This window comes from Bradyrhizobium sp. S3.7.6 (assembly GCF_054061875.1).
On the sequence record NZ_JBSSEQ010000001.1, the window covers coordinates 2,343,297 to 2,369,707 of the forward strand.

Genomic DNA, 26,411 nt, shown 5'->3' on the forward strand with positions numbered 1-26,411 from the left:
CTCCTGGCGCGTGGCTTACGCCGCGTTGCGCTTGGCGGCGCTGTCGGCGAGATGACGGCCGGCAATGTAGCCGAAGGTCAGCGCCGGCCCAAGCGTGATGCCGGCACCGGGATAATTGCCGCCCATGATGCTCGCCATGTCGTTGCCCGCGGCATAGAGCCCGGGAATCACCCGGCCTTCGGCGTCCAGCGCCCGCGCGTTCTCGTCGGTGACGATGCCGGCATAGGTGCCGAGATCTCCGATCACCATCTTGATGGCGTAGAACGGGCCGTTCTTGATCGGTGCGATGCAGGGATTTGGACCGTGCATGGCGTCGCCCTGGTAGCGGTTATAGGCTTTTGAACCTTTGCCGAAGGCGGCGTCGTGCCCTTGCGGCGCAGTCGCATTGAACTGCCTGACCGTCTCGGTGAACGCCGTCGCGTCGATGCCGGTCTTCGCCGCCAGCGCCTCCAGCGTGTCGCCGCGCATGAGATAGCCGGTATCGAGGTGATGACCGAGCGGCATCGGGAACGGCGGCACACAGCCGAGGCCGTATTTGCGCAGCGTCGGGTGATCGCAGACGAGGTATGCGGCGATCTCCTCGCCGGGCTTTGCGGCCTTGATCATGGCCTGGACGAAGTCGTGATAGGAATTGCCCTCATTGGCAAAGCGCTTGCCGTCCCGCATCACCGCGATTACGCCGGGTTTGGCACGGTCGATGAAATGCGGCATCACGCCGCTCGAACCATCCTTGCGTTTGGTCACCGACACCGGCACCCAGGCCGCCGCGTTCGGTAGGCGATCCTCGACATGTCCGCCGGCGCTTTCGGCAAGGCGCAGGCCGTCGCCGGTGTTGCCGGCCGGTCCCGGCGAATAATGCTCATGGCCGGTCGGTGCGTGTGGAAACATCTTCTTGCGGCGTTCGACGTCATGCGGGAAGCCGCCGCAGGCGAGCACGACGCCCTGTCGCGCGCGGACGCGCACCTCGCGGCCTTCGCGCGAAACGACGGCGCCAGTCACAGTGCCGTTCTCGACCGTCAGCTCGCGCACGGGCGAGGACAGCCACATCGGAATCTTCAGGTCCTGCGCGGATTTCGCGAGGCGCCCGGCAAGCGCGTTGCCGTTGGTCAAGGTCATGCCGCGGCCATAGCGCAGCACGTCCATCAGGTGCCGTGACAGGCGCTTGGCGACGTATACCGCCGAGGTCAGCGACTTCGTCACGCGCATGAAATGGATGATCTCCTTGCCGGAGCCTAGCATCATGCCGAACACGGTGAGCTCGGGAAGCGGCATGCCCAGCGTCTTGATCTGGTCGCCGAGCTCGCGGCCGTCGAACGGGCGCGTCACCATGGAGCGGCCGCCCTGCGCGCCGCCCGGCGCTTCGGCGTGATAGTCGGGAAACACCAGTGGCATGTCGAAGCGCAGCGCGGTCCTGGTGGTGAAGAAATCGACCGCCTCGGGACCCGCACTCAGGAATGCATCGACCCGCGCGGCATCGAAGTTGTTGCCGGCTTCGTGCCGCAAGTAGGTGCGGGCCTGCTCCGGCGCCTCCTCGATGCCGTAGGCCTTCGCCAGCGAGGTGCCGGGGATCCAGAGCCAGCCGCCGGAGCGGGCGGTGGTGCCGCCGAAGCGCGGCTCCTTCTCGACGATCAGCACGTCGAGGCCGCGATAACCCGCGGTGATCGCGGCCGACATGCCGGAGGCCCCCGATCCGGCCACGAGCACATCGCACTCGTAAGTCTCAATTGCGTTGCGCTCGTTGCCGGTCATGCGGGCCTCATTTCTTCAGCAGCGGACATTTGGATTCGGAGACCGGGCGGAAGGCGTCCTCGCCCTTCACGGTCTTGACGATCTGCAGATAGTCCCACGGCTCCTTGGACTGCTCGGGCGATTTCACCTTGGCGAGATACATGTCGCGGATGACGCGGCCGTCCTCGCGCAATTTGCCGCCATGGACGAAGGTATCCTCGATCGGCAGCTCGCGCATCTTGGCCATCACCTTGGCGGGGTCGTCGGTGCCGGCGGCCTTGATGCCCTTCAGATAATGCAGCACCGAACCGTAGACGCCGGTCTGGATCATGGTCGGCATCACCTTGGTGCGCTCGTAGAATTTCTTCGACCAGGCGCGGGTCGCCTCGTCCATGTTCCAGTAGGACGCCGTTGTCATGTAGGTGCCCTGCGCGGCCTTCAGGCCGACCGCATGCACGTCGGTGTCGAACATCAGGAGACCGACCAGCTTCTGGCCGCCCTGCACCAGGCCGAACTCGCCGGACTGCTTGATGGCGTTGTCGGTGTCCTGGCCGGCATTGGCGAACGCCACCACGTCGGCCTTCGAACTCTGCGCCTGGAGCGCAAAGGAGGAGAAGTCGGCTGTGTTGGTCGGATGCTTCACGCCGCCGAGCACCTTGCCGCCCATCTCGTTGATGAACCGCGTGGCGTCCTTTTCGAGCTGCTGGCCGAAGGCATAGTCCGCGGTGATGAAGTACCAGGACTTGCCGCCTTCCTTGATCACGGCGGAGGCCGTCACCTTGGAGAGCGCGTAGGTATCGTAGGTGAAGTGCACGGTGTTCGGGCTGCACAGCTCGTCGGTCAGCGAGCTCGCCCCGGGGCCGGAGAGCAGCGCGATCTTGTTGCGTTCGCGCACCATGTTGTGCACGGCGATCGCGATGCCGGAGTTGGGGATGTCGACGACGGCGTCGACCTTGCCGTTGTCGAACCAGCCGCGCACGATCTGCACGCCGACATCGGTCTTCATCTGGTGGTCGGCGCTGATGATCTCGATCGGCTTGCCGAGCACGGTCGGCCCGAACTCCTCGACCGCCATCTTGGCCGCCTCGACCGACCCCGGCCCGCTGTTGTCACGGCCCCAGCTCGACAGATCCGTCAGCACGCCGATCCGCACCGCGTCATCGGAGACTTGCGCGCTCGCCGCCGTGGTCATGGCAGCCGAAGTCATGGCCGCGAGCAAGGTGCAGGCCAAAAGCCCTCTCATCGTCGATCCCTCTCTTATTGGCCGCTTGGCGCGGCTGGTTATTCTGGGGGATAAATTAGATATTGACGAATGAGTTTGTCAATGGCGAATAAGAGGGGTCAATGAGTTCCATGGTCGCCCGGGAGACATTGCCGGAGGCGTGCGCGCAACTGCCGCCACACCCGTCATTGCGAGCGCAGCGAAGCAATCCAGACTTTCTCCGCGGAGGCAGCCTGGATTGCTTCGTCGCAAGAGCTCCTCGCAATGACGGAGTGCGGGAGCAGCGACGCGCAAAATCTCGCATTGTAATCCCGCACAGAGATCACACCTCCGCAGGTTGCAACCGCCATCGCGATTGGCCATGATGCCGTCAGGAATCTTTGGGGCAGGGCATGACGGCAGCAACGGGGGTCTCCGCGGCCGCGGAGAGATCGACGACGGCGCATGTGGTGTGGGCAAGCGCGCTCGGCACCGCGATCGAGTGGTACGATTTCCTGATCTACGGCACGGCAGCTGCGCTGGTCTTCAACAAGCTGTTCTTTCCGAGCTTCGATCCCTTCGTCGGAACGCTGGTGGCGTTCTCGACCTATGCGGTCGGCTTCGTGGCGCGACCGATCGGCGGTGCCATCATCGGGCACTACGGCGACCGGCTTGGGCGCAAGACCATGCTGGTCGCGACCATGATCGCGATGGGGCTCGGCACCTTCCTGATCGGCTGCCTGCCGACTTACAGCCAGATCGGCGTCTGGGCGCCGATCCTGCTCATCATCCTGCGCTTCGTCCAGGGCATCGGGCTCGGGGGCGAATGGAGCGGCGCGGTCGTGATGGTGATCGAGCACGCCGGTGATCGGCGCGGCTTCTACGGCAGCCTGGTTCAGATCGGCTTTCCCGTCGGCGTCGCCGCCTCGACCGGTATCTTCGCCCTGATGACGCAACTGCCCGAGGCGGACTTTTTGAGCTGGGGTTGGCGCGTGCCGTTCCTGATCAGCATCCTGCTCGTCGGCGTCGGCTTCATCGTGCGGCTCAAGCTCGCGGAAACGCCGCATTTCAAGGAAGTCGTCGAGCGCAAGGAAGTGCTGGCGCAGCCGGTGCTGGAGGTGCTGCGCCGCGACTGGCGCAGCTTTCTGCTCGCGATCGGCATCACGGTGTCGGAGGTCGGGCTCGCCTATCTCCTCACCGTCTTCACCGTGGTCTATGCGACGACGAAACTCGGCCTGCCTCGCCAGGTGATCCTGAACGCGGTGGTCTATGCCGCGCTCGTCGAGTTCGCGACGCTGCCGCTCGCCGGCTGGCTCTCCGATATCTTCGGCCGCAGGGCGCTGTATCTCGCCGGCGGGGTGTTCTCGGTGGCGCTGGCGTTTCCGCTGTTCTGGTTCCTCGACACCAGGGAGCCGGCGCTGATCACGTTCGCACTCGTCGTCACGATGACGCTGACGCACGCGCTGCTGTTCGGGCCGAAGGCGGCGTTCATGCCGGAACTGTTCCGCACCCAGGTGCGCTACAGCGGCGCCTCGCTGGGCGCCAATGTCGCGGCGGCGCTGAGCGGCGGCTTCTCGCCGCTGATCGCAACGGCGCTGCTCGCATGGGCCGGCGCCTACTGGCCGGTGTCGGTCTACATCATTGCGCTCTCGATCATCACGATCATCGCGACGCTGATGGCGCCGGAGACAGCGCGCGACGCACTGAAGTCGTAAGCGCGGTCACCGGCAGGCGGGGTTTGCTGCGTCCGGAAACGCCAGGAAGGTGACGGTCGCCGGCACCAGCCGGATCGCTCCCGCAGGTGTTGCGCGCGGCTCAAGTCGGGGCAGTTCGTCATCGGCACTCAGCGCGAGCGTCTTGCCGTTCAGCTGAACTGTCGCGTCTTGCAGCCGCCTCGCATGTATCGTGTAACGCTCGGCGGGGTGTGCCAGCGTCAGGGTCGATGATGCGTGCCGCGACGCGTTGATTGCGAGCACGGACACGGCGCCCTGCATGCCCGGATGGCAATGCGCGTAGAGATGGAGATCTGGCGCGGCGACCGGGTTCGCGTCGAGCACAGTCGTTCCCATCAGCCGATGCCAGAGCAGCGCAGCCCAGTAGCTCGGCCGCGGTCGAAACGTTCCCTCGTCGAGCAGGCCGTAGTCGCTGGCGGCCAGCGTGTTGTGCATCACCACCTGGACGCCGGCCCTTGCGAGGCGTCCGTGCTGGTCGAGATAGCGGAAGGTGTCGAGAAAGGTCTTGTCCGATGGATTGCCGCCGCAGGCGGCGTTTGCCGTCTCCGTCAGCCAGATCGGCTTGGCCGGCTCGAATGCGTCGCGCAGGGCGCGGTAGGTCGCGAACGTCGCGTCGGTGCGTGCCAGCCAGTCCGAGGAGAGCGCCTGCGCCGGATCGTCGCGGCCGCCGCAGCGCGGCGAGAGCGTGTTGTAGTGATGATAGGAGAAGCGATCGATGCCGGGGGCGGATGCGGCGAGCAGATCGCGCGTGGTGATGCCCGACCCGGATGGCGACGGCGCGTCGCCGGTTGAACCCGGACCGACGATCAGCGTCTCGGGCGCCGCGCGTTGCATCCATTCGCGAAAGATCCTGAAGTCCCGGCCATAAGCGGCCGCATCATATCCCGGCGGTGCACCGTTCGTCGCCGCAAGCGTTGGCTCGTTCATGAATTCCACCGCCGCGATGTGGCCACCCAGCGAACGCGTCGTGTCGATCAGGCGCTGCGCCTGATCGGTCTTCCACGCGCCATCCGCATCGCGGCTGCCCGGACTGATCGCGAAGGAGGTGACGATCTCCGCGTCGACGGCGCGGGCAAAGTCGATGACGTCGCGCCATCGGTTGCGGCTGAGCACGTCATTGAATCCCGGCGGGGGCTTGGCCGGTGCACGGTCCGTGTCGGCAAAGAACGTCGCATTGGCCCAGGTGCCGCTCACGCGCAGATAGGCCGGCGCCAAAGCGGCGGCGAGCTTGTGCAGCCGCGCATTGGCAAGATCGATCGGCGGCCTCTCGCCGTAACGATCCCGCTCATCGAGCGCGCGCATCGTTCGCGGATAAGGCTTCCAGAACCGGCCGCCGGTCACCTCCACCATCTCGATATTGTAGGATTGAAAGCGCGCATCGATCGTGCCGATCGCCTTCAGTTCCGCGGGCGCGACGGATGCGTCGCCGGCGCGCGCCGCGTCTAACGTTGTGGCAGCGAGCAGGCTCATCAGCAGCATCTGCGGCCGAAGCAGCCCGAAGGCCGACTTGATCCGCGACACGGTCATCTGGTCCGCGGCGCAGCGGCGATGGATTTCCCTCCTGGCCGGCCCTTGCGCACCGAATTCCAGAAATTCTCGGCCGCCCGGGTCATGCGGGCCCGCGTGCGGAACAGCGAGACGCTGATCGGAATGTCCCAATCCGCGCCGCCGGCGCGCAACAGGCGGCCGCTGTCGAGATCGGCGCGGACGAGGCTCATCGGAGCCCACGTCACGCCGCGCCCTTCGCGCGCCATGTCGACCAGCAGCATGACCGGCGCGGCGAAGCCGGGCGCCAGCCACGCCGTCGAATCCTTCGCGGCCAGGAACGAGGTGACGAGCCGCCCCACGCCCGAGCCGGGGTGATAGGCGAGATAGGGCAGCGGCGCGCCCGATGCGCCGGGCAGGGCGTAACGAGGCTGTGCCTTTTTGCTGCTGCGTCCACCGCGGCCCGGTTTTGCGGCCGGCGCGCTGATCGGGATCAGCACGTCGGTCGCGAGATCGACGCGCTGGAAGCGGTCCATGTCGAGCCGGCTCACCAGCGTCGGATGGTAGTGCGCCAGCATGAAATGCGCCTGCGCATCCAGAAGTAGCTTCTCGCAGCCGGCGAAATTCGAAGCGACGAGCTGAACGGCCGAGTCGGTCCGCGCGCTGTCGGAGTTGCGAATCCATTCCGGAAAGAAGGTCTGCGACAGTGAATGCGTGGCAGCGAAGGTGATGGTCTCGGCCTTCAGCCGCGCCATTTCGAGCGCTTCCTCGCGTCCGACCAGGACCCGGCGCAGCACGTCCTCCGCGACGGGGCGGAAACTCTCGCCGGCCGGCGTCAGCGTGATCGTGTGGGTCGAACGTTCGAACAGCGGCGTGCCCAGCCACTCCTCGAGCGACCTGATGCGGCGGCTCAGCGCCGGCTGGGTCACATGCCGTCGCTGGGCGGCGCGCGAGAACCCGCCTTCCTCGGCGATGGCAAGGAAATCCTCCAGCCAGACCAGGTCCATGATGCGGTTTTGTCCTCAAATCATACCGATACGGCATTAGCGCCTGACACGCCGCTGGTCCAATGTAAACGGCATCGCATGACAAGAACAAGGCGCGGCGCGACGATGCCGTTGGAGGAAGCAAATTGCAGATCGCCGCAACGCCGCTGTCTGAGCCCATATCGACTGAGCCGATGTCGCGCCCGGTTTCTGAACGCCGCCGCAAGCCGCTCTGGCGCGAGCAATATGTCCTGGTCGTCGCCGGCGCCGCGCTCGGCGCACTGTTCGGCTTCCTGCTTCCGACCGTCGCCGTCGACTTCAAGCCGCTCGGCGATGCCTTCATCTCGCTGATCAAGATGACGATCGCGCCGCTGATCTTCCTGGTGGTGGTCACCGGCATCGCGCAGGTCGGCGACATGAAGGCGGTCGGCCGCATCGGGCTCAAGGCCTTCGCCTATTTCGAGGCGGTGACGACGATCTGCCTGTTGATCAGTTTTGTGGTGGTGCGCTGGGTGCAGCCCGGCGCGGGCGTGGCGCATGCCACGGCGCAGCAGGCGGAGACCGTCGCGCGCTATTCGCAGGCCCATGTCGGGTCGCTGTCAGCTTACATCCAGCACATGATCCCGGAGAGTTTTGTCGGCGCGTTCGCGACCGGCGACGTGCTCCAGGTTCTCGTGCTCGCGCTTCTGTGCGGTATCGGCTTGCTGCTGCTCGGCGAAAAGGCAGCGCCGCTGCGGACGGGCCTTGAGCGGATCACCGAACTCGTGTTCAGCGTCGTCCACGTCGTGGTGGCGCTGGCGCCGATCGGAGCGTTCGGCGCCATGGCCTTCACGGTGGCGAAGTTCGGCGCCGCCACGCTCTATGCGCTGGCGCTATTGGTCGGCACCGCCTGGGCGATGATGGCGTTCTTCATCTTCGTCATTCTCAACGTGATCTGCCGTCTCGCCGGTATCCGCCTGATGGACCTGTTGCGCCTCTTGCGCAACGAGCTGCTCGTCGTGCTCGGCACCTCCTCGTCGGAGACTGCCATCCCCGGCATGATGGAGAAGCTGCCGAGGGCGGGTGTGGGGCGGGCAGTCGCTGGCCTCGTCATTCCCTCCGGCTATTCCTTCAATCTCGATGGTGTCGCGCTGACGCTGCCGCTCTCCACGATGTTCGTCGCCCAGGTCTACGGCATCGAATTGTCGGCCGGCCAGCAATTGAGCCTGTTCGTGGTGATGCTGTTCACCAGCAAAGGCGCCGCGGGCGTTACCGGCGGCGCTTTCGCCGCACTCGCCGCGACGGTGATCGCCGCGGGGTTGCCGGCGGAGGGACTGGCGCTGCTGCTCGGCATCGACCGCTTCATGTCGCTGGCGCGCGCCATCACCAACACCATCGGCAATGCCGTCGCCGCCGTCGTGGTCGCGAAATGGGATGGGGAATTCAACCGCGAGGACTGGGCTCAGTCCGCCGCTCAAATCCAAGCAGTGAAGTAAGGACTCAAGGTTTCTATCATGGCTACCAGCACCAAAGAACTGCCCGTCATCGCGCTCACCCCCGGCGATTGCACTGGCATCGGCCCCGAACAGGTCGCGCGCATTCTGTCCGATGACCGGCTCGCGGATGCGGCCCGTCTCGTCGTCGTCGGCGATGCCCGCGTGCTCGAGATGGGCATGGCGCATGCCGGCGTGAAGCTGAAGGTCGAGCGGATTGCCTCGCCCAAGGCGGCCAACTGGGGCCGCGGCGCCGTGCAGCTCGTCGACCTCGGCAACACCGATCCCGGCAAATTCCCGATCGGCAAGGCCAGCGCGGAATCGGGCCGGCTGACCGGCGAGACGCTGTCGCGTGCGATCGATTTCGCCAAGGCGGGCGAGGTCGACGCGATCACGTTTGCGCCGCTCAACAAGCGCGCGATGTTCGACGGCGGATGGAAGTTCCCCGACGAGCACAAGATGTTCGCAAGCCTGCTCGGGCATAAGACCTATTTCTCCGAGATGAACGTGCTCGACGGGCAATGGATGTCGCGCGTGACCGGGCATCAGTCGCTGCGCGAGGCGCTCGACGGCATCAATCCGGCGAGCATCACCGACTCGATCGAACTGGTCGACCGCATGATGCGCAAGGCCGGCGTCGCCAAGCCGCGCATCGCGGTCGCCGCCCTCAATCCGCATGCCGGCGAGAATGGCCTGTTCGGCCGCGACGAGATCGAGATGATCCGCCCGACGGTCGAGGCCGCCGCGAAGACCGGCATCGCCTGCACCGGGCCTTATCCCGCCGACACCGTCTATATCCGCGCCTTCGCCGGCGAATTCGACAGCGTAGTCGCGATGTATCACGACCAGGGCCAGATCGCGACCAAGCTGCGCGGCTTCAACCGCGGCGTCACCGTCACCGCGGGTCTCGAGACCGTCTTCACCACGCCATCGCATGGCACCGCGTTCGACATCGTCGGCACGGGCGTCGCCAAGACCGGCGCGCTCGAAAGCGCGGTCCGCCTTGCAGCGCAACTGGTATCGATCAAGGTCAAGGAGGCTGCCCATGCAAACTGATCGCAGGACCCTGCTCCAGGCGGCGGCCGCGCTGCCGCTCGCAACCGTCGGCGCCAACGCGGCATTCGCGCAGGCACCCACCGCAGCTCCCGCAGCAGCGCCACCCAAGGAGGTGACGCGTGCGCTGGCGCATTATCTCGTGACCGCGAGTTATGACGACCTGCCGGCCAATGTGCGCAAGGAAGGCGTGCGCACGCTGCTGAACTGGGTCGGCGTCGCCATCGGCGGCTCGCATCACGAGACGGTCGATATCGCGGTCTCCGCGCTCGGTCCGTTCTCCGGGCTGCAGCAGGCCTCGCTGTTCGGGCGGCGTGAGCGGTTCGACATCATGAACGCGGCCTTCATCAACGGTGTGTCGAGCCATATCTTCGACTATGACGACACCCACCTGAAGACGATCATCCATCCTGCCGGCCCGGTGGCCTCGGCCATTCTCGCGCTGTCGGAAATGCAGCCGGTATCGGGCAAGGATTTCCTGAACGCGCTGGTGCTCGGCGTCGAGACCGAGTGCCGGATCGGCAACTCGGTCTATCCGAACCATTACGATGTCGGCTGGCACATCACCGGCACCGCCGGTGTGTTCGGCTCGGCCGCGGCCGTCGGCAAGCTGTTGAAGCTGAACGAGCAGCAGATGACATGGGCGCTCGGCCTTGCCGCCTCGCAGCCGGTGGGCCTGCGCGAATCCTTCGGCTCGATGAACAAGAGCTTCAATCCAGGCCGTGCCGCATCAAGCGGCATTTTCGCGGCGATCCTGGCCTCGAAGAATTTCACCTCGTCCGATGCCATGATCGAGGCCAAGCGCGGCTGGGCCAACACGATCAGCACCAAGCAGGACTACAACGAGATCCTAGGCGACCTCGGCAAACGCTATGAGGCCGCGCTCAATACCTACAAGCCATTCGCCTGCGGCATCGTCATGCACCCGGCGATCGACGCCGCGATCCAGCTCCGCAACGAGAGCAAGGTGACTGCGGACCAGATCGAGCGCGTCGACCTCAAGGTCCATCCGCTGGTGCTGGAACTCACCGGCAAGAAGACGCCGAAGGCGGGCCTCGAAGGCAAGTTCAGCATCTATCACGCGGTCGCGGTCGCCATCGTCGAGGGCGCCGGCGGTGAGAAGCAGTTCAGTGACCGGGCCGTGACCGATCCGACCGTCGTCGCGCTGCGCGGCAAGGTGAATCCGGTCATAACATCAGGCATCAAGCCGGAGCAGGTCGATCTCACCATCGTGCTCAAGGACGGCCGCAAGCTCAACCGCTACATCGAGCATGCGATCGGCAGCGTCGAGGTGCCGATGACGGACAAGCAGCTCGAAACCAAATTCTCGGACCTTGCAGAGGGTATCATCCCTGCTGCGACGATCCGGCGCGTGATGGACGCCTGCTGGAATGTCGAGAACCTGCCGAACGCGGCGGAGATCGCAAGGATGTCGGTCGCAACCTGACCGCGGAGGAGAACAGCATGCCGTCACGCCGCCGTTTCCTGCAGTCCGCCGGTTCGGTTGCCGCCTTGGTCGCCACCGGCGGCCGTGCGGCTCTCGCGGCGAGCCCAGGTGTCACCGAGCGTCTCGCCCGCTACATGGTCGCCGCGCGCGACCAGGAGCTGCCGGAGCAGGTGCTGCGTGAATGCAAGCACCGCATTCTCGATACGCTCGGCGCGATGGTTTCGGGCTCGCGAATGAAGCCGGGCGAAATGGCGCTGAAATATGTGCGCACCCTCGGCGGCGATGCCCAGGCGTCCGTCGTCGGCTCGGATTTCCGGACCACGGCCGTTAACGCGGCGTTGGCGAACGCGATGTGTGCGCATGCCGACGAGACCGACGATTTCGAGCCCGTCACCAAGGCGCACCCGGGCTGCTCAGTGGTGCCGACCGCACTTGCTATTGGCGAGCGCGAGCATCGCAGCGGACAGGATTTCATTCGCGCCGTTACGCTCGGCTACGACCTGACCTGCCGGCTGCTGATGGCGCTGGGCCCGGATCTCGTGCGCGGCTCGCATCGGAGCGCGGAGGGAACGTCGTCGACATTTGGCGCGCTCGGCGCCGCCGCATCGCTGGCTCAGCTCGACGAGAAGGGGACGCGCTACGCGATCTCCTATTCGTCGCAGCAGGTGTCCGGCCTCTGGAGCTGGGTCAAGGACAAGGACCATATCGAGAAGGCCTTCGACTTCGCCGGCATGGGCGCACGCAACGGCGTGATGGCCGTCGACATGGTGAAGAATGGCTTAACAGGCGTCGACGACGTGCTCGACGGCACGCATAATCTCTTCATTGCACTGTCGAGCGATCCGAAGCCGGAAGAGATGGTGAAAGAGCTTGGCAGTCGCTTCTACGTCACGGAGACCGCAATCAAGACCTTCTCGGTCGGCTATCCCATCCAGTCGCCGCTGGATGCGATGCTGACGCTGCGCAAGCAGCACAGCCTCACGCCAGATAATGTGCGTAGCATCCTGGTCAAGCTGCCGACCGATGCGATGGGAATTGTGGGCGAGAGCGCGATGCCAGACGTCAACTGCCAGCATCTCGTGGCTGTCGCGCTGGTCAAGGGCGCCGTGTCGTTCAACGACAGTCACGACGTCGCGTTGATGCACGACCCCAAGATCCTCGAACAGCGCGCCAAGGTGACGCTGGCTGGCGACAAGGCGCTGATGGACCCGGCAGCGCCGCGCGGCGCTGTCGTCGAAGTGACATTGACCGATGGCAAGAAGGTCGAGCACTTCACGAAATATCCGCCGGGCACCAAGGAGAATCCGCTGAGCACGGAAGCCGTGGCGGCCAAGACGCGGGATCTGATTGCACCGGTATTGGGCAGTGACAGGGCCGAGAAGCTGATCGACCAGATCGGCAATCTCGAACGGCTTGACGACGTCGGCAAGTTGAGGCCATTGCTGACGGCGTGATGAATCAATCAACAACAAGACAAACATCAAGGAAGTGCCCATGCGCGGGGTTATGCGACGCACCTTTCTGACCGCCAGTGCGGCCGTTCTGTTCTCCGGCTTCGCGGTAGCGCAGGATTATCCCTCCCGACCCGTCAAGATCATCGTGCCGTTCCCGGCCGGCGGGTCCAACGACATCATCGCCCGCATCGTCGCGCAGAAGCTGACTGAACGGAACGGCCAGACCTTCCTCGTTGAGAACCGTGGCGGCGCCGGCGGCAATATCGGGGCTGAGACGGTGGCGAGCGCCGAGCCCGATGGCTACACCCTGCTGCTGACCGCGCCGCCTCCGCTGACGATCAACGGTTCGCTCTACAAGAAGCTGCCGTTCGATCCCGCCAAGGCGTTTGCTCCGATCGCGCTGATTGCCTCGGTCCCGATCGTGCTGGTCGTCAACCCGTCGGTGCAGGCGAAGAATGTCGGCGAGCTGATCGCGCTCGCCAAGGCCAAGCCCGGCTCGCTGAATTTCGGCTCGTCCGGCATCGGCTCGACGAATCATTTGGCGGGCGAATTGCTCAAGAGCATGGCCGGCGTGGACATCGTCCACGTGCCCTATCGTGGCGCGGCGCCGGCGATGAACGACCTGCTCGCGGGCCAGATCCCCTTCATGTTCGACAACATGCCCGCGGTGCTGCCGCAGGTGCAGGGCAAGGCCATCAATGCGATCGCGGTTGCCGGTACCAAGCGTGCGGAAGCACTGCCCGACGTGCCGACCGTGGCCGACACCATTCCCGGCTTCGAGGCTTCGTCCTGGTTCGGACTGGTGGCGCCGGCCAAGACGCCTGCGCCCGCGCTCGCCAAGCTGAGCGGCGAGCTCGAGACCATTCTGAAGATGCCGGATGTCAAGAAGCGGCTCGCTGAACTCGGGGCCGAGCCCGGCACCGTTTTCGGCGACACATTCGGTCAGTTCATGACGGAAGAAACCGCAAAATGGGGCAAGCTCGTCAAGGCCTCCGGCGCCACGGTCGATTAGCGAGTTAGGGTAGCGTCATGGATCTGAACCTGGGCGGCAAGGTTGCCGTCGTGACCGGCGGCAGCGTCGGCATCGGTCGTGCCATTGCCGCCGAACTCGCGCGCGAGCAGGCGCATGTCGTCATCGTCGCGCGCGACGCCGAGCGGCTTGCGGCGGCGGCGCAAGAGATGTCGCGGGACACCGGCCGGCGCGTGATTGCCTGTGCCGGCGACATGACCAAGCCTGACGACATCGCCCGTGCAATGACCACCGCGCGCGAGGCCTTCGGCCGCATCGATATCCTCGTCAACAACGCCGGCGCCTCGCCGATGGGCCGGATCGCGGAGACGCCGGATGCGACCTGGGCCAAGTCGATCGAGCTGAAGCTGCTTGGCTACATGCGCTGTGCGCGCAATGTCCTGCCGGAAATGCGCGACCGCCGCTGGGGCCGCGTCATCAACATCATCGGCCGCAGCGGCCACCAGCCGCGCGCGGCCTATATGGCGGGCGGCGCGGTCAATGCCGCGCTGCTGAACTTCACGCTGGCGCTCGCCGAGGAATGCGCGCCGGACAATGTGCTGGTCACCGGCGTCAATCCCGGACCGGTGCAGACCGACCGCTGGGACAGCCTCATCTCTCAAGGTGCGGCGATCTCGGGCCAGGATCAGGGCGCGACCAATGCTGCGGCGATCGCCTCGGTTCCGCTCGGCCGCGTCGGGCAGCCGCACGAGGTGTCCGGCATCGTCGCGTTCCTCTGTTCAGACCGCGCGTCCTTCATTACTGGTACCTGCATCAATGTCGATGGCGGTGGAACGAGGTGTATCTAATGGCTAGCGAACTGCGGAAGATCGGTGTCAGCGAGGATTGCGAGCTTGCGGTTCGCATCGACGATTATCTGCTGCCATGGGACGTCAAACCGCCGGTCGTGATGCTGCACGGGCTCGCCGAGAGCGGCGAGGCGTTCCGGCGCTGGGTGCCGTATTTCGCCACGCATCATCTGGTGGTGCGGCCTGACCTGCGCGGCTATGGCGATTCGACACCGATGCAGGGCGACTACGTTTACCGCTTCGCAGGCCTTGGCGACGACATCATCCGGATGCTGGACGTGCTGAAGCTCGATCGCGTTTTCCTGGTTGGCGGCAAGATCGGCGGCACGCTGGCGATGCACCTGACCGCAAAACACCCGGATCGCGTGATCGCAGTCGCCGCGGTCGGTGCGCCGGCCTCGCTCACCTCGTTCAACGAGCGGGCGCCGACCTGGCGCAAGCAGATCCGCGAGCAGGGCGTCGAGCCCTGGGTGCGCGAGACCACGGCCGGCCGCCTCGGCTCCTCGCTGCCGCCGCCGGCGCTGGACTGGTGGATCAAGCTGATGTCGAAGACCAAGGCTTCGACGCTGGAGGCATTCCTACAGATGGTGCCGACGGTCGACGTCACCGGCGAACTTCCGTCCATCAAGCGTCCGACGCTGGTGATCACCACGACCGGCTCCGGTCTTGGCGACGTCGCCTCCGTGAAGGCATGGCAGGAAACGATTCTGGGCTCGAAGCTGGAAGTGCTGCCGGGCGATTCCTATCACGTCGCCGCGACTGACCCGGACGTCTGCGCGCAAAAAGTTCGCGCGTTCTTCGATCGCGTCGCGACTTAAGATGCACAGGGCGGGCCATTGGCCCGCCCTGCATTTGGCTCTAAGACTACCGTTCGACAAGAAACGGCAAATATCAGGGAGTGAAGCCATGACAAAAACCACGCGACGCAGCGTGCTCACTGCCGCGGCCGCGATGACAGCGGCAGGCCTTACTGAGGCGGCGCCGGCTGCGGCGCAGGCCGCACCCAAGCCGATCTTCCCGGTGCCGATGGTCGCGATCCCGATCGTCGGCGAGACCCAGGTGTTCCAGGTCCGCCGCATCTACTGCATCGGCCGCAACTATGCCGCGCACGCGATCGAGCGGGGCTCGGATCCGAACCGCGAGCCGCCGTTCTTCTTCCAGAAGCCGACGGATGCTATCCAGAACGTTGCGGTGGGCGAGGTCGCCGACCATCCCTATCCGTCGCTGACCAAGAACTATCATCACGAGGTCGAACTGGTCGCCGCGCTGAAATCGGGAGGCACCAACATCCCGGCCGACAAGGCGCTCGATCACGTCTATGGCTACGCGCTCGGCCTCGACATGACCCGGCGCGATCTCCAGAACGGCATGGCCGCGGAAAAGAAGCCCTGGGAGATCGGCAAGAGCTTTGACCACGCCGCGGTGATCGGGCCGATCCATCCGGCCAGCAAGACCGGCCATTTCGAGAAGGGCGCCATTTCGCTGGCGATCAATGGCACGGTGAAACAGAACTCGGATCTCAGCAAGATGATCTGGAGCGTTGCCGAGCAGATCGCAAAGCTCTCCGAAGCGTTCGAGCTGAAAGCTGGCGACATCATCTATTCCGGCACGCCAGAGAATGTCGGCCCGGTGGTGAAGGGCGACGTGCTGCTGTGCAAGCTCGAGGGCCTGCCTGATATGTCGATCAAGATCGTTTAACCGATCCCTGCAGCCAAGTATCGCGTCGGGAGGTGCTCATGTTGCGGCATGCTGTGATCGCCACGTTGAGTCTGGCCTTTGCGATCACCGTTGCAAAGGCCGAAGGCCCCGTGGACATCGCGCCGACGGGAGCGCTCCGCGTAGCGGTGGCCGTCGGCCCGGCCGCGTCGGCCTTCTGGACCACGCGCGATCCTTCGACCGGAAAGCCGCGCGGCGTCACGGTCGAGCTCGCCAGGGCCGCCGCTGACAAGCTGCACGTTCCGCTCCAGCTCGTCGAATATCAGAGCTCCGACGAGATCGCCGCGGCCGGCAGCAAGGACGTCTGGGATCTCTCCTTCATGCCGGCGGACGTCAAGCGCGAGGCGTTCGTGGACCAGGGGCCTGCTTACGTCGCCTATATGAGCGGCTATCTCGTGCGGGCCGGTTCGGACATCCTGATCGTTGCGGATGTCGATCGCGCCGGCATGCGGGTCGGCTGCATCGAAGGGACATCGACGTCACGTACGGTCGAGAAATCGCTGATGCAGGCGAAGCTGACAAAGTTCGTGAAGCCGGAAGAGGCGGCCGAATTGATCGGCAAGGGGCAGCTCGATGCTCTGGCGATGGGCATGGGAGCTCTGGAAGACCTTTCGCGAAAGCTGCCCGGAACCAAGGTGCTGGACGAAGTTATTCAATCGACCGGCGTGGTCGTGGTCGTTCCCAAGGGCAAGGCCGTGGCGAAGGCCTGGGCGGCGCGCTTCCTGGATGAAGCCAAGGTAGACGGGACCGTGCGTCGTGCGCTCGATGGTAATGGATTTACCAGCGACAAGATCGCGCCGTAGTTGCGCCGAACTGCGTCCGCTGGAACCGCGAGTGGCGGCGGGGGTCTTTGAATTGCCGGAGTTCCATCGGCCATTGCCCCGTGTTGGGCAACGAACAAACCTCGTGCGGCCATATTTGAGTAAGAGTGATCTCCCGAGAGGGAGGCGCTCCGATGAAGAAAGTTTTGATCACTGCGGTCGTGCTGCTGGCTGGCGTGCCTGCGAGCGCCGTTGCGCAGGAGCGCGCTGGTGCTGCGGCGATAGGCGCCGTGTCCGGGGCCGTCGTGCTCGGTCCGGTCGGTGCGGTCGCGGGTGCAGTGATTGGCTATACCGCCGGTCCTTCAATCGCGAGGTCATGGGGCGTGAGAGGTTCGCGGTCGGCAAGACACCAGCAGCCGCCACGCCGCGAGGCGTACCGCGCAGCCGCGACCGGCGCTCCGCCGCGCGCGCGTGAGGCGATGAATGCCAACGGCCAGATCAGAGCTGCCAGCAATCCGCCGGCTCAAGCCACGCCCCCGGTGCAGCCAGTTCAAGCTGCCCCGGCTCCGCCGGCGGAGACTTCGACCCCGCCCGTTCAGGGACTCGAATGAGGCTCCGGCTTTAGGCCGCGGTCGTCTTCGGCCGCAGCCGGTCGACGGTCCGTGCGATCAGCGCGGCCACCTCCGGCACTTTTGGACCAATGCGAAATTCCGGCCCTGCGACGACGACCGAGAGCCGGCGGTCACCGATCGGCAGCGGGATCGCCGCGCCGGCGAGGTCGCGGCTGTAATCGGCGAAGCTCTGGCAATAGCCGCGCGCGATCGAATTGCGCAGCTCGATCTCGACCGCCTCGATGCTGATCGGCGTCGAGGGCCCGTATTGCTTGAACTCGATCTTGCGATAGACGGAGTCGCGCTCTTCCTGTGAATATTGCAGCAGCAGGGCGCGGCCGCTGGCGGTGGCGTGGATCGGCACGCGGTGGCCGATGGTCGCGAAATAGCGGATCGCGGCCTGGGATTCGACGACGTCGATGAACACCGCCATCACGCCGGCCGGCGCCACGATCGATGCGGTCTCGCCCGTCTCGGCGGAGAGATCTGCGATCAGCTGATGCGTCCACGGCGGCAGCGGCTCGACCTCGGAGATCATCCGTGCCATCGCCAGCCAGCGCGGCGTCGGATAGAATCCGGCGCGCGGCCGCGGTTCATAGAGGTAGCCCTTCTCGGACAGCGTCGCGAGCAGGTTGAAGGTCGACGAGCGCGGCCAGCCGAAATGATCGGCGATCTCGGCAAGCGTCGCCGGCTTCCTCGTTTGCGCGAAGAATTCCATGATCTCCAGGACGTTTGCGGCTTGGCGAACGATCATGGTGGCGGCGTTCCGATCTAGGTCTGGCCGAGGATCTTCTTCGCGGCGCGAAGATGCGGCTTGTCGATCATCTGGCCGTCGAGCCGCAGCGTGCCGGAGTTCGGATTGCTCGCGAATGCCGCGATCACTTTTTCCGCCCAGGTGCGCTCAGCCTCGGTCGGCTCGAATGCCGCGTTGACGACGTCGACATGTTTCGGATGGATCAGCGCCTTCGCCGAAAAGCCGTCGCGCCGCGCCGCCCGCGTTTCCTGCTCGAGGCCGGCGAGGTTGTCGATGTCGGTATAGACGGTGTCGATCGGCGCGACTTCGGCCGCGGCCGCCGCCATCAGGCAGAGATCGCGCGCGAGCCGATAGGGGCTGTGGAACACGCCGCCCGAGGCTTTCTCGGTGGCGCCGAGCGAGGCCGAGAGATCCTCCGCACCCCACATCAATCCGGCGAGGCGAGGGGAGCAGCCCTTGTAGCTGCCAAGCCCGAAGATCGAGCTGGCCGTCTCCGTCGCGACACAGACGATGCGGGTCGCGCCGACCGTGATGCCGGCCGCGGCTTCCAAGGCTTCGAGCCAGGTTGCAACCTGGCGCACGTCATCGCCGCCTTGCGATTTCGGCAGCACGATGCCGTCGGGCTTGCCGGGCATGACCGCGGCGAGATCGGCGAGCGTCAGGTCGGTGTCGAGCGCGTTGGCGCGGACATAGAGCTGATGCGGGCCGGGGCGGCCCTTCAGCATCGCAAGCGTCAGCCCGCGCGCTTCCGGCTTCTTCTCCGTGACGACGGAATCCTCGAGATCGATGATCAGCGCGTCGGCCTTGCCTTCGCTCGCCTTCTCGAATTTGCGCGGGGAATCCCCCGGCACGAATAGCATCGAACGCATCAGACCGGCCTCTTGTGCATCATCGCCATGCGGCGGCATTTGCCGACGATCTCGTCGTTCTGGTTCAAGGCGTGGTGCTCGAACTCGACGATACCCGCTCTCGGGCGCGATTTGGATTCCCTCAACGAAAGCACCTTCGTCGTCGCCCGCAAGGTGTCGCCATGGAAGACCGGTTTTGGGAACGTGACGTCGGTCATGCCGAGATTGGCAACGGTGGTCCCCATGGTCGTATCATAGACCGTCATGCCGATCATGATGCCGAGGGTGTAAAGGCTGTTGAAAATGCGCTGGCCGAACTCGGTCTTTTCAGCGAAATGCGCGTCGATATGCAGCGGCTGCGGGTTGAGCGTCAGCAGGCTGAACATGGTGTTGTCCATCTCCGTGACGGTCCGGGTCAGCGGATGCCTGAACTCCTGGCCCACGGAAAAGTCCTCGAAATAAAGTCCGGCCATCGCGGTTTCCTCCCTGTATCGCTGCGATTCTGGCCAGCGCTGCCGTTAGGGCGGCGCGGCCAGGTGAACTGCTTTTTGCTCTGCGAGCTGCTCGATCTCCTCGGTCGAGAAGCCGGCCTCGCGCAAAATGTCGCGGCCATGCTGGCCGAGCGTCGGTGCGGGGCCGGCGGCTTCCGGCTGGGTCACGCTCCAGGTGGAGGGCACGCGCATCTGGCGAATCCGGCCTTCGACGGGATGATCGACGGTCCTGAAGAAGTCGATCGCGTTGAGATGCGGATCTTCGAGGATCGTCTCCAGCGTATGCATCGGCATCACCGGAATGTCGGCGCGCTCGAGCAGCTCGCGCCATTCTGCGGTGGTGCGTGTGAGGAAGATGTGGCCGATCTCCTCGTAGATCTCGTCGATGTGCTTCGTCCGCGACGCATGGTTGGCGAAGCGCGGCTGATCGAGGAAATGCGGCTGTCCGATCGCCTCGAAGAAGCTGCGCCAGTGCTTGTCGTTGTAGATGAGGACACAGAGATAACCGTCGCTGGTCTTGTAGGGGCGGCGATAGCGCGAGAGCAGGCGGGCATAGCCGCCATGATCGAGCGGCGGATCGTAGGTGAGGCCGCCCAGATGATCGACCAGCACGAACTCCGTCATCGATTCGAACATCGGAACGTCGATGCGCTGGCCTTCGCCGGTGCGGCTCTGATGCATCAGCCCGCCCATGATCGCATTGACCAGCATCAGGCCGACGATGCGGTCGGCGATGGTGACGGGAACGTAGCGCGGCGTGCCGTCGCCGGCCGCCGCAAGCAGCGTCGGAATCGTGGCGGCGCCCTGGATGAGATCGTCATAGGCGGGCTTTGCGGCATAGGGGCCGGACTGGCCGTAGCCGAACGCGCCGACATAGACGAGAGCGGGATTGATCGCGGCTAGCGTCTCGTAGTCGAGGCCGAGCCGGGCCATCGCCTGCGGGCGCACATTGTAGACGAGCGCGTTGGCCTGCTTCGCCAGCCGCAGCAAGGTGTCGCGGCCTTCCGTCTTCTTCAGGTCGAGCACGATGCTGCGCTTGCCGCGATTGGCATTGAGGAACATCCCGCCCATGCCGGGCGTGCGGCCGGGACCGATCTGGCGAACGATGTCGCCCTCGGGGCTTTCGACCTTGATCACGTCGGCGCCCATGTCCGCCAGCACCTGGGTGCCGTAGGGGCCCATCAGCACCGAGGTCAGGTCGAGAATGGTGAAGCCGGCGAGCGGTCCCATGAGGCCTCGTTGGATAAATTCATATAGGTGGAGTTAAAGTTCATAAAGTAGCCGTGTCAATTCGACGGCTCCGGTCTACGACGCATAGCTCCATGCATAGTTCATATACTTGACAGATAAATTCACCTATATGTACATTTTCAAGCAAGAAATAGAGCGAGGGCCGGACGGCGCCGCAGCAATTCGCTGCCGCGTTCGGCGTGGGGACGCGTCAAGGAGAACGACATGAAGAAGAATCTGGTCAGGGCCGCAGCAGTGCTCGCTCTCTCGCTGCCGGTCTCGACGCTGCAGGCGCAGGCCCTGGAGCTGAAGGTCGCCGATAGCTTCCCCGCCGGTCACTATCTCGTCCGCCTGATGCTGAAGCCCTGGATGGACGACGTCACCAGGCGCACCAATGGCACGGTGACCTTCACCTATTATCCGAACCAGCAGATCGGCAAAGCCGCCGACATGTTGCGTCTGACGCAGTCCGGCGTGGTCGACATCGGCTACATCGGACCGTCCTATGTCTCCGACAAGATGCCGCTCTCGGAAGTCGCGCAATTGCCGGGTGCGTTCGCAACCAGCTGCCAGGGCACACTCGCCTATTGGAAGATCGCGCGTGAAGGCATTCTCGCCAAGCAGGAATACGCGCCGAACAAGATCAAGCTGCTGCTCGCCGTAGTGCTGCCGCCCTACCAGGTGTGGACCGTCAAGTCGAAGGTGGAAACCACCAAGGACATGCAGGGCCTGAAGTTGCGCACCACGGGCGGCGCGCAGGACCTGACGCTGCGTGCGCTCAGCGCCGTGCCGGTGCGCATGGCTGCGCCCGATGCCTATGAGTCGCTGTCGCGCGGCACCATGGACGGCCTGCTGTTCCCGCTCGACAGCGTCGTCTCCTACGGCCTCGACAAGCTGGTCAAGCACGCCACCGAAGGCGTCAGCTTCGGCAGCTTCATCGTCGCCTATTCCATCAACCAGTCGGTCTGGGACAAGCTGCCCGACGACGTGAAGAAGGCGATGAACGAGGCTTCGGAGGCGATTACGCCGCAAGCCTGCGCCGGCGTCGAAAAGGAAGGCGAAGTCACCAAGAAGCAAATGCAGGACGAAGGCATCAGCTTCGATCCGCTGCCAGAGGCGACGCGCACCGAGATCAAGGACAAGCTCAAGGGCGTCGGCAAGGAGTGGGCGAGCGGGCTCGACAGCCGCGGCAAGCAGGCGTCTGCCGCGCTGAAGGAGTTCGACGATCTGCTCACCGCGGGCGGCGCCAAGTAAAGCGCCAGGTAGTCCGATATCCAACAGGGAGACGCTAGAGGTGATCAAACGGGCAGGAGATGTGCTCGGCGCGCTGGAACGCGCGCTGACGGTGATCGCGGTGGTGTTCATGTTCGTGATCATGCTGCTGGTGGTGACCGACGTGTTCATGCGTTACGCGCTGAACAGTCCGTTCTCCTTCACCTATGATCTGATCGGACTCTACCTCCTCGCCGGTGTGTTCTTCTTCACGCTGTCGGACGCCTTGCGTGAGCATGTCCATGTCGGCGTCGACATCCTCCTGTCGCGCTTCTCGCTGACCGGGCGGCGGTTGTCCGAGATCGTCACCGCGCTCGCCGGCTTGTTCGTGTTCATCCTGATCTGCAAGGTCGGGTTCGAGCGCGCGCTGGAGAATTACGAGCAGCACGACGTGCTCTCCGGCGCGATCCCCTGGCCGACCTGGATCTCGGCTGCGCTGGTGCCGTTCGGCTGCGGCGTGCTGGTGTTGCGGCTCGCGCTCCAGCTGGTCGGCAATGTGCTGAGCCTCGTCAGCGGCCGCGACCTCTATCCGCTGCCGCCGGTGACCGGTGTCGGCGAAGCACGCGGCTTCGAGTAACGGGCGATATCCATGACACCTTTCATCGTTCTCGCCCTGCTGTTCGGCCTGCTCGCGCTCGGCACGCCCGTCGGCTTCGCCATGGCCTTTTCCGGCTCGGTCGGCCTCGTGATGGTCGGCGGATGGGGCACGCTGCTCGGCATCCTGCAGACAGCGCCGCTCTCGACCGTCTCGGCCTACGAGCTGATCACCATTCCGATGTTTCTCTTGATGGCAGACCTCGTGCTGCTGTCGGGTGTCGCAGACGATCTGTTCAAGACCGCCTCGGCCTGGGTCGGCCGCATTCCCGGCGGCCTCGGCATGGCAACTGCGCTCGCAGGCGCCGGCTTCGGTGCGATCTGCGGCACCTCGACCGCCTCGGCCGCGACGTTGTCCTCGACCAGCCTGCCCGCGATGATCCGCCAGGGCTACGAGCCGAAGATGGCGGCGGGGGTCGTTGCGATCTCAGGCACGCTGTCGATGCTGCTGCCGACCAGCGTTGCGCTCGTTATCTTCGGCCTGCTGGCGGAGGTAAACATCGGCAAGCTCCTGATCAGCGGCATCATCCCGGCAATCCTGGTGACGTTCACCATCATGGCCACGATCTACTTCCTGGTCTGGCAGGATCCATCGCGCGCACCGGCCGCGAAGTCGGTACCGTGGCGCGAGAAGTTTGCGCTGCTGTGGCAGGTCTCGCCGATGGTGGTGCTGTTCTCGATCGTGACGGGCACGATCTATCTCGGCGTCGCGACGCCGACGGAAGCCTCCGCCTTCGGCGCGTTCGGCGCTTTCCTGCTCGCCATCGTCAAGGGCAAGATCACGCCGTCCTCGCTCTATGCGACGCTGCTGCGCGCCTGCCACGGCACCTGCATGATCATCATGATCCTGGTCGGTGCCTCGATCTTCGGCTATTTCTTCACGCTCACCCATGTCACGCAGGACCTCGTCGCCTGGATCGGCAGCCTGCCCGCCTCGCGCTGGGTGATCATCACGTTGATCCTGTGCGGCTACATCGTGCTCGGCTCGTTCATGGACCAGATCGCGATCCTGGTGCTGACCGTGCCGATCGTGCTGCCGCTGATCAAGACGCTCGGCTTCGATCCGATCTGGTTCGGCGTCATCAAGATCGTCACCGCCGAGGTCGGCATGATCACGCCGCCGGTCGGGCTGAACTGTTTTATCGTCGCCCGCTATGCCAAGCGACCGGTGGCGGAAGTCTTCCACGGTACCTTCCCGCATTTCATCGCGCACCTGATCGCAATCGCGATTCTGGTGGCATTTCCGTCCATCATTCTCTGGCTGCCCTCGCAGATGGGGCGCTAGGACCGGAGCCCGGCTCCCAATAAGGAGATCAAGAATATGGATTTCGCGCTCACCGATCAGCAGGAAGCCATTCGCGCCGCCGTTGCAAAAGTTTGCGAGGACTTTCCCGACGCCTATTGGCTGAAGAAGGACCACGACGGCGGCTTTCCCCATGACTTCCACAAGGCGATGGCCGATGCCGGCTGGCTCGGCATCTGCGTGCCGGAGGAATATGGCGGCTCCGGGCTCGGCATCACCGAAGCCGCGATCATGATGCGCGCCATCGCGGAATCCGGCGCCGGCATGTCCGGCGCCTCCGCGGTGCACATCAACGTCTTCGGGCTCAACCCCGTCGTGGTGTTCGGCACCGAAGAGCAGCGCAAGCGCATGCTGCCGCCGATGGTCGAGGGCCGCGAGAAGGCGTGCTTCGCCGTCACCGAGCCCAACACCGGGCTCAACACTACCCAGCTCAAGACGCGTGCTGTGGCCAAGAACGACCGCTACATCGTCAACGGCCAAAAAGTGTGGATCTCCACCGCGCAGGTCGCGCACAAGATCCTGCTGCTGGCGCGCACCACGCCGCTGGAGGACGTGCGCTCGCCGACCCACGGCCTCAGCCTGTTCTATACCGATTTCGATCGCAAGAAGATCAAGGTCCACGAGATCGAGAAGATGGGTCGCAAGATCGTCGATTCCAACGAGCTGTTCTTCGAGGATTTCGAGATCCCGATGGAGGACCGCATCGGCGAAGAGGGCAAGGGCTTTCAGTATATCCTCGAAGGCATGAACCCCGAGCGTATCCTGATCGCCGCCGAAGCCGTCGGCCTCGGCAAGCTCGCGCTGTCGCGCGCGACCGAATACGCCAAGACGCGCGTGGTGTTCAACCGGCCGATCGGCAAGAACCAGGGCATCCAGCATCCGCTCGCGGTGAACTGGGTCGAGCTCGAGGCGGCCTGGCTGATGGTGATGCAGGCAGCCTGGCAGTACGACAAGGGCTTGCCCAGCGGCGCTGGTGCGAACGCCGCGAAATATTTCGCAGGCGAAGCCGGCTACCACGCCTGCGAGCAAGCGGTGATGACCCATGGCGGCTTCGGCTACGCCAAGGAGTTCCACGTCGAGCGTTATCTGCGCGAGGTCCTGATCCCGCGCATCGCGCCGGTCAGCCCGCAGCTCGCGCTCAGCTTCATTGCGGAAAAGGTGCTCGGACTGGCGAAGTCTTACTAGTCTTCGCGCGAATCGCTGAGCGGGGACGCCAATGGACCTCGACTTCTCCGGCCTGATCCGGGAGAGCGACCGTGTCGTGTGCGGGCAGGCAACGGCTGAGCCGGTCACCCTGACCGAAGCGCTGGTCACGCAAGCCGGGCATCTGCCGGCGTTCCGCATGATGGTCGGTCCAATATTCTCCGACACCTTTTCCGCGGCGTGCGCGCCCAACATCTCGTTCCAGAGCTATGGTGTGATCGGCAATGCGCGGCGGCTCGCGAAAGCGGGACGGCTCGACGTGATCCCGAGCAACTACAGCGCCTTCTGCGCCGATTTCGCCTCACGGCGCCACCGTGCGGATGTGGTGCTGGTGCAACTCGCCGAGTCCGGCGATGGTCGATTGAGCGCAAGCCTCTCCAACGATTATGTCATCGATGCCGCACGGGGCGCGCGCATCGTCATCGCCGAGATCAATCCGGATGCGCCTTGGACGTTTGGCGCGGAATGGCCTGCGGACGCGCCGATCCATCTGCGGGTCGCCGCTCGCCGTCCGCCCGTCGAACTGCCGCCGGCGCCACTTGATGACGTCTCACGGAAAATCGCGTCACATGCGGCGAGCCTGATCGCCGACGGCAGTACGCTTCAGTTCGGCGTCGGCCGGATTCCGGATGCGATCCTGTCTTCGCTGTCGCATGCGCGCAATCTCGGCATCCATTCCGGCCTGATCAATGACGCCGTCGTCGACCTGATCGAGCGCGGCGCGGTCACGAATGCGGAGAAGGGAATCGATGCCGGGATCACGGTGACGAACCAGGTGATCGGCACGAAGCGGCTCTATCGCTTCGTGCACGAAAACAAGGCTGTTTCGGTGCGGCTGACGTCATATACGCACGGCCAGAACGTGCTGGCGCGAATCAACCGGCTGGTCGCGATCAACTCGGCGCTCCAGGTCGGGCTCGACGGCAGCGTCAATTCCGAGACGCTGAACGGCGTCGCGATCGGCGCCATCGGCGGGCAGCTCGATTTCGTGCGCGGTGCCAATGCATCGCCCGGGGGCAGGGCGATCATCGCGCTGCCGGCGACGGCGTCCGACGGGACCAGCCGCATTGTCGTCAATGTGGAGACCGTGACGACGCCGCGCGCCGACGTCGATGCCATCGTGACCGAATGGGGCGTTGCGGAGCTGCGCGGTTGCGGACTTGCCGAGCGCGCGCGCCGCATGATCGCGATCGCGGCGCCCGGGCACCGCGATGCGCTGTCGGCACAACTTCGCGCCGCGCACTAGCGAGC

The 26,411-nt window shown here is 65.0% G+C and carries 23 protein-coding genes and 1 pseudogene; 16 read left to right on the top strand and 8 right to left on the bottom strand.

What is annotated here, in order from left to right; all coding sequences use genetic code 11:
• Positions 1 to 15 precede the first annotated feature (15 nt).
• Positions 16 to 1,749 carry an FAD-dependent oxidoreductase gene (locus ACVJ5M_RS11155; protein WP_231143313.1) on the bottom strand — a complete coding sequence of 578 codons (1,734 nt, stop codon included), beginning with the start codon at positions 1,747 to 1,749 and terminating at the stop codon, positions 16 to 18.
• 7 nt (positions 1,750 to 1,756) lie between these two features.
• On the bottom strand, positions 1,757 to 2,971 hold the full coding sequence (locus tag ACVJ5M_RS11160) for an ABC transporter substrate-binding protein (protein ID WP_231143312.1): 1,215 nt from the start codon (positions 2,969 to 2,971) through the stop codon (positions 1,757 to 1,759).
• A 371-nt stretch (positions 2,972 to 3,342) separates the two neighbouring features.
• On the opposite strand from ACVJ5M_RS11160, the gene ACVJ5M_RS11165 reads away from it, so the two are divergent.
• Complete coding sequence (locus ACVJ5M_RS11165; protein ID WP_166102576.1) at positions 3,343 to 4,644, top strand: MFS transporter; 1,302 nt, start codon at positions 3,343 to 3,345, stop codon at positions 4,642 to 4,644.
• Between the two features lie 6 nt (positions 4,645 to 4,650).
• Here ACVJ5M_RS11165 and ACVJ5M_RS11170 read toward each other — a convergent pair whose 3' ends face one another.
• Together ACVJ5M_RS11170 and ACVJ5M_RS11175 are read right to left on the bottom strand one after the other, a co-directional pair.
• Entirely contained in the window at positions 4,651 to 6,189 is a 1,539-nt protein-coding gene (locus ACVJ5M_RS11170; protein ID WP_231143311.1) for a glycosyl hydrolase family 79 N-terminal domain-containing protein, read from the bottom strand.
• A complete protein-coding gene (locus ACVJ5M_RS11175) occupies positions 6,186 to 7,154 on the bottom strand; it encodes a LysR family transcriptional regulator (RefSeq protein WP_354097169.1) in 969 nt (322 codons plus the stop codon). The genes ACVJ5M_RS11170 and ACVJ5M_RS11175 overlap by 4 nt, the downstream gene beginning before the upstream one ends.
• Before the next feature lie 125 nt (positions 7,155 to 7,279).
• On the opposite strand from ACVJ5M_RS11175, the gene ACVJ5M_RS11180 reads away from it, so the two are divergent.
• The 10 genes from ACVJ5M_RS11180 (at position 7,280) to ACVJ5M_RS11225 (ending at position 17,465) form a co-directional block, all read left to right on the top strand.
• Complete coding sequence (locus tag ACVJ5M_RS11180; RefSeq protein ID WP_231143310.1) at positions 7,280 to 8,608, top strand: cation:dicarboxylate symporter family transporter; 1,329 nt, start codon at positions 7,280 to 7,282, stop codon at positions 8,606 to 8,608.
• 18 nt (positions 8,609 to 8,626) lie between these two features.
• Positions 8,627 to 9,661, top strand: coding sequence for a PdxA family dehydrogenase (locus tag ACVJ5M_RS11185; RefSeq protein WP_063981367.1), 1,035 nt, complete (start codon positions 8,627 to 8,629; stop codon positions 9,659 to 9,661).
• The gene (locus tag ACVJ5M_RS11190; RefSeq protein ID WP_354097170.1) at positions 9,651 to 11,105 is read left to right on the top strand and encodes an MmgE/PrpD family protein; all 1,455 of its coding nucleotides are present in this window, start codon (positions 9,651 to 9,653) and stop codon (positions 11,103 to 11,105) included. The genes ACVJ5M_RS11185 and ACVJ5M_RS11190 overlap by 11 nt, the downstream gene beginning before the upstream one ends.
• 17 nt (positions 11,106 to 11,122) lie before the next feature.
• Positions 11,123 to 12,559 (top strand): MmgE/PrpD family protein, encoded by a 1,437-nt coding sequence (locus ACVJ5M_RS11195; RefSeq protein WP_231143308.1) that lies wholly within the window; start codon positions 11,123 to 11,125, stop codon positions 12,557 to 12,559.
• A gap of 40 nt (positions 12,560 to 12,599) precedes the next feature.
• Positions 12,600 to 13,571 (top strand): Bug family tripartite tricarboxylate transporter substrate binding protein, encoded by a 972-nt coding sequence (locus ACVJ5M_RS11200; protein WP_354097171.1) that lies wholly within the window; start codon positions 12,600 to 12,602, stop codon positions 13,569 to 13,571.
• A 17-nt stretch (positions 13,572 to 13,588) separates the two neighbouring features.
• Positions 13,589 to 14,377 (top strand): SDR family NAD(P)-dependent oxidoreductase, encoded by a 789-nt coding sequence (locus ACVJ5M_RS11205; protein WP_063981371.1) that lies wholly within the window; start codon positions 13,589 to 13,591, stop codon positions 14,375 to 14,377.
• Positions 14,377 to 15,195: an alpha/beta fold hydrolase gene (locus tag ACVJ5M_RS11210; RefSeq protein ID WP_063981372.1), complete on the top strand. Its 819-nt coding sequence runs from the start codon at positions 14,377 to 14,379 to the stop codon at positions 15,193 to 15,195. Before ACVJ5M_RS11205 ends, ACVJ5M_RS11210 begins: the two co-directional genes overlap by 1 nt.
• Before the next feature lie 88 nt (positions 15,196 to 15,283).
• Complete coding sequence (locus tag ACVJ5M_RS11215; protein WP_063981373.1) at positions 15,284 to 16,075, top strand: fumarylacetoacetate hydrolase family protein; 792 nt, start codon at positions 15,284 to 15,286, stop codon at positions 16,073 to 16,075.
• Positions 16,076 to 16,113: 38 nt separating this feature from the next.
• Complete coding sequence (locus ACVJ5M_RS11220) at positions 16,114 to 16,896, top strand: transporter substrate-binding domain-containing protein (RefSeq protein ID WP_063981374.1); 783 nt, start codon at positions 16,114 to 16,116, stop codon at positions 16,894 to 16,896.
• A 152-nt stretch (positions 16,897 to 17,048) separates the two neighbouring features.
• Complete coding sequence (locus ACVJ5M_RS11225) at positions 17,049 to 17,465, top strand: hypothetical protein (protein WP_084794986.1); 417 nt, start codon at positions 17,049 to 17,051, stop codon at positions 17,463 to 17,465.
• Between the two features lie 10 nt (positions 17,466 to 17,475).
• Here the strand turns inward: ACVJ5M_RS11225 and ACVJ5M_RS11230 are convergent, their stop codons facing one another.
• From ACVJ5M_RS11230 to ACVJ5M_RS11245, 4 genes and pseudogenes are all read right to left on the bottom strand, one after another.
• Entirely contained in the window at positions 17,476 to 18,219 is a 744-nt protein-coding gene (locus tag ACVJ5M_RS11230) for an IclR family transcriptional regulator (protein ID WP_063981375.1), read from the bottom strand.
• Between the two features lie 17 nt (positions 18,220 to 18,236).
• Complete coding sequence (locus ACVJ5M_RS11235) at positions 18,237 to 19,088, bottom strand: HpcH/HpaI aldolase/citrate lyase family protein (protein WP_354099541.1); 852 nt, start codon at positions 19,086 to 19,088, stop codon at positions 18,237 to 18,239.
• Positions 19,088 to 19,555: pseudogene (locus tag ACVJ5M_RS11240) on the bottom strand (MaoC family dehydratase); the annotation flags it as partial. The pseudogene ACVJ5M_RS11240 and the gene ACVJ5M_RS11235, both read right to left, overlap by 1 nt.
• 30 nt (positions 19,556 to 19,585) lie before the next feature.
• Positions 19,586 to 20,788 (bottom strand): CaiB/BaiF CoA transferase family protein, encoded by a 1,203-nt coding sequence (locus ACVJ5M_RS11245; RefSeq protein ID WP_354097172.1) that lies wholly within the window; start codon positions 20,786 to 20,788, stop codon positions 19,586 to 19,588.
• Positions 20,789 to 21,013: 225 nt separating this feature from the next.
• Between ACVJ5M_RS11245 and ACVJ5M_RS11250 the strand changes: the two genes are divergently transcribed.
• The 5 genes from ACVJ5M_RS11250 to ACVJ5M_RS11270 are packed head-to-tail and all read left to right on the top strand — an operon-like array spanning position 21,014 to position 26,406.
• Positions 21,014 to 22,042 carry a TRAP transporter substrate-binding protein gene (locus tag ACVJ5M_RS11250; RefSeq protein WP_283017524.1) on the top strand — a complete coding sequence of 343 codons (1,029 nt, stop codon included), beginning with the start codon at positions 21,014 to 21,016 and terminating at the stop codon, positions 22,040 to 22,042.
• Between the two features lie 40 nt (positions 22,043 to 22,082).
• The gene (locus ACVJ5M_RS11255; protein WP_028147088.1) at positions 22,083 to 22,637 is read left to right on the top strand and encodes a TRAP transporter small permease; all 555 of its coding nucleotides are present in this window, start codon (positions 22,083 to 22,085) and stop codon (positions 22,635 to 22,637) included.
• Between the two features lie 12 nt (positions 22,638 to 22,649).
• Positions 22,650 to 23,939 (top strand): TRAP transporter large permease, encoded by a 1,290-nt coding sequence (locus ACVJ5M_RS11260; protein WP_038941832.1) that lies wholly within the window; start codon positions 22,650 to 22,652, stop codon positions 23,937 to 23,939.
• Positions 23,940 to 23,975: 36 nt separating this feature from the next.
• Positions 23,976 to 25,142, top strand: a complete 1,167-nt coding sequence (locus tag ACVJ5M_RS11265; RefSeq protein WP_063981379.1) for an acyl-CoA dehydrogenase family protein — start codon at positions 23,976 to 23,978, stop codon at positions 25,140 to 25,142.
• 31 nt (positions 25,143 to 25,173) lie between these two features.
• Positions 25,174 to 26,406, top strand: coding sequence for an acetyl-CoA hydrolase/transferase family protein (locus ACVJ5M_RS11270; RefSeq protein ID WP_354097173.1), 1,233 nt, complete (start codon positions 25,174 to 25,176; stop codon positions 26,404 to 26,406).
• Positions 26,407 to 26,411 lie beyond the last annotated feature (5 nt).

Bases quoted from the DNA above. Each gene is read 5' to 3' on its own strand.
- ACVJ5M_RS11155 (WP_231143313.1), bottom strand. From the start codon at position 1,749: ATGACCGGCAACGAGCGCAACGCAATTGAGACTTACGAGTGCGATGTG.
- ACVJ5M_RS11160 (WP_231143312.1), bottom strand. From the start codon at position 2,971: ATGAGAGGGCTTTTGGCCTGCACCTTGCTCGCGGCCATGACTTCGGCT.
- ACVJ5M_RS11165 (WP_166102576.1), top strand. From the start codon at position 3,343: ATGACGGCAGCAACGGGGGTCTCCGCGGCCGCGGAGAGATCGACGACG.
- ACVJ5M_RS11170 (WP_231143311.1), bottom strand. From the start codon at position 6,189: ATGACCGTGTCGCGGATCAAGTCGGCCTTCGGGCTGCTTCGGCCGCAG.
- ACVJ5M_RS11175 (WP_354097169.1), bottom strand. From the start codon at position 7,154: ATGGACCTGGTCTGGCTGGAGGATTTCCTTGCCATCGCCGAGGAAGGC.
- ACVJ5M_RS11185 (WP_063981367.1), top strand. From the start codon at position 8,627: ATGGCTACCAGCACCAAAGAACTGCCCGTCATCGCGCTCACCCCCGGC.
- ACVJ5M_RS11190 (WP_354097170.1), top strand. From the start codon at position 9,651: ATGCAAACTGATCGCAGGACCCTGCTCCAGGCGGCGGCCGCGCTGCCG.
- ACVJ5M_RS11195 (WP_231143308.1), top strand. From the start codon at position 11,123: ATGCCGTCACGCCGCCGTTTCCTGCAGTCCGCCGGTTCGGTTGCCGCC.
- ACVJ5M_RS11200 (WP_354097171.1), top strand. From the start codon at position 12,600: ATGCGCGGGGTTATGCGACGCACCTTTCTGACCGCCAGTGCGGCCGTT.
- ACVJ5M_RS11205 (WP_063981371.1), top strand. From the start codon at position 13,589: ATGGATCTGAACCTGGGCGGCAAGGTTGCCGTCGTGACCGGCGGCAGC.
- ACVJ5M_RS11210 (WP_063981372.1), top strand. From the start codon at position 14,377: ATGGCTAGCGAACTGCGGAAGATCGGTGTCAGCGAGGATTGCGAGCTT.
- ACVJ5M_RS11215 (WP_063981373.1), top strand. From the start codon at position 15,284: ATGACAAAAACCACGCGACGCAGCGTGCTCACTGCCGCGGCCGCGATG.
- ACVJ5M_RS11220 (WP_063981374.1), top strand. From the start codon at position 16,114: ATGTTGCGGCATGCTGTGATCGCCACGTTGAGTCTGGCCTTTGCGATC.
- ACVJ5M_RS11225 (WP_084794986.1), top strand. From the start codon at position 17,049: ATGAAGAAAGTTTTGATCACTGCGGTCGTGCTGCTGGCTGGCGTGCCT.
- ACVJ5M_RS11230 (WP_063981375.1), bottom strand. From the start codon at position 18,219: ATGATCGTTCGCCAAGCCGCAAACGTCCTGGAGATCATGGAATTCTTC.
- ACVJ5M_RS11235 (WP_354099541.1), bottom strand. From the start codon at position 19,088: ATGCGTTCGATGCTATTCGTGCCGGGGGATTCCCCGCGCAAATTCGAG.
- ACVJ5M_RS11245 (WP_354097172.1), bottom strand. From the start codon at position 20,788: ATGGGACCGCTCGCCGGCTTCACCATTCTCGACCTGACCTCGGTGCTG.
- ACVJ5M_RS11250 (WP_283017524.1), top strand. From the start codon at position 21,014: ATGAAGAAGAATCTGGTCAGGGCCGCAGCAGTGCTCGCTCTCTCGCTG.
- ACVJ5M_RS11260 (WP_038941832.1), top strand. From the start codon at position 22,650: ATGACACCTTTCATCGTTCTCGCCCTGCTGTTCGGCCTGCTCGCGCTC.
- ACVJ5M_RS11265 (WP_063981379.1), top strand. From the start codon at position 23,976: ATGGATTTCGCGCTCACCGATCAGCAGGAAGCCATTCGCGCCGCCGTT.
- ACVJ5M_RS11270 (WP_354097173.1), top strand. From the start codon at position 25,174: ATGGACCTCGACTTCTCCGGCCTGATCCGGGAGAGCGACCGTGTCGTG.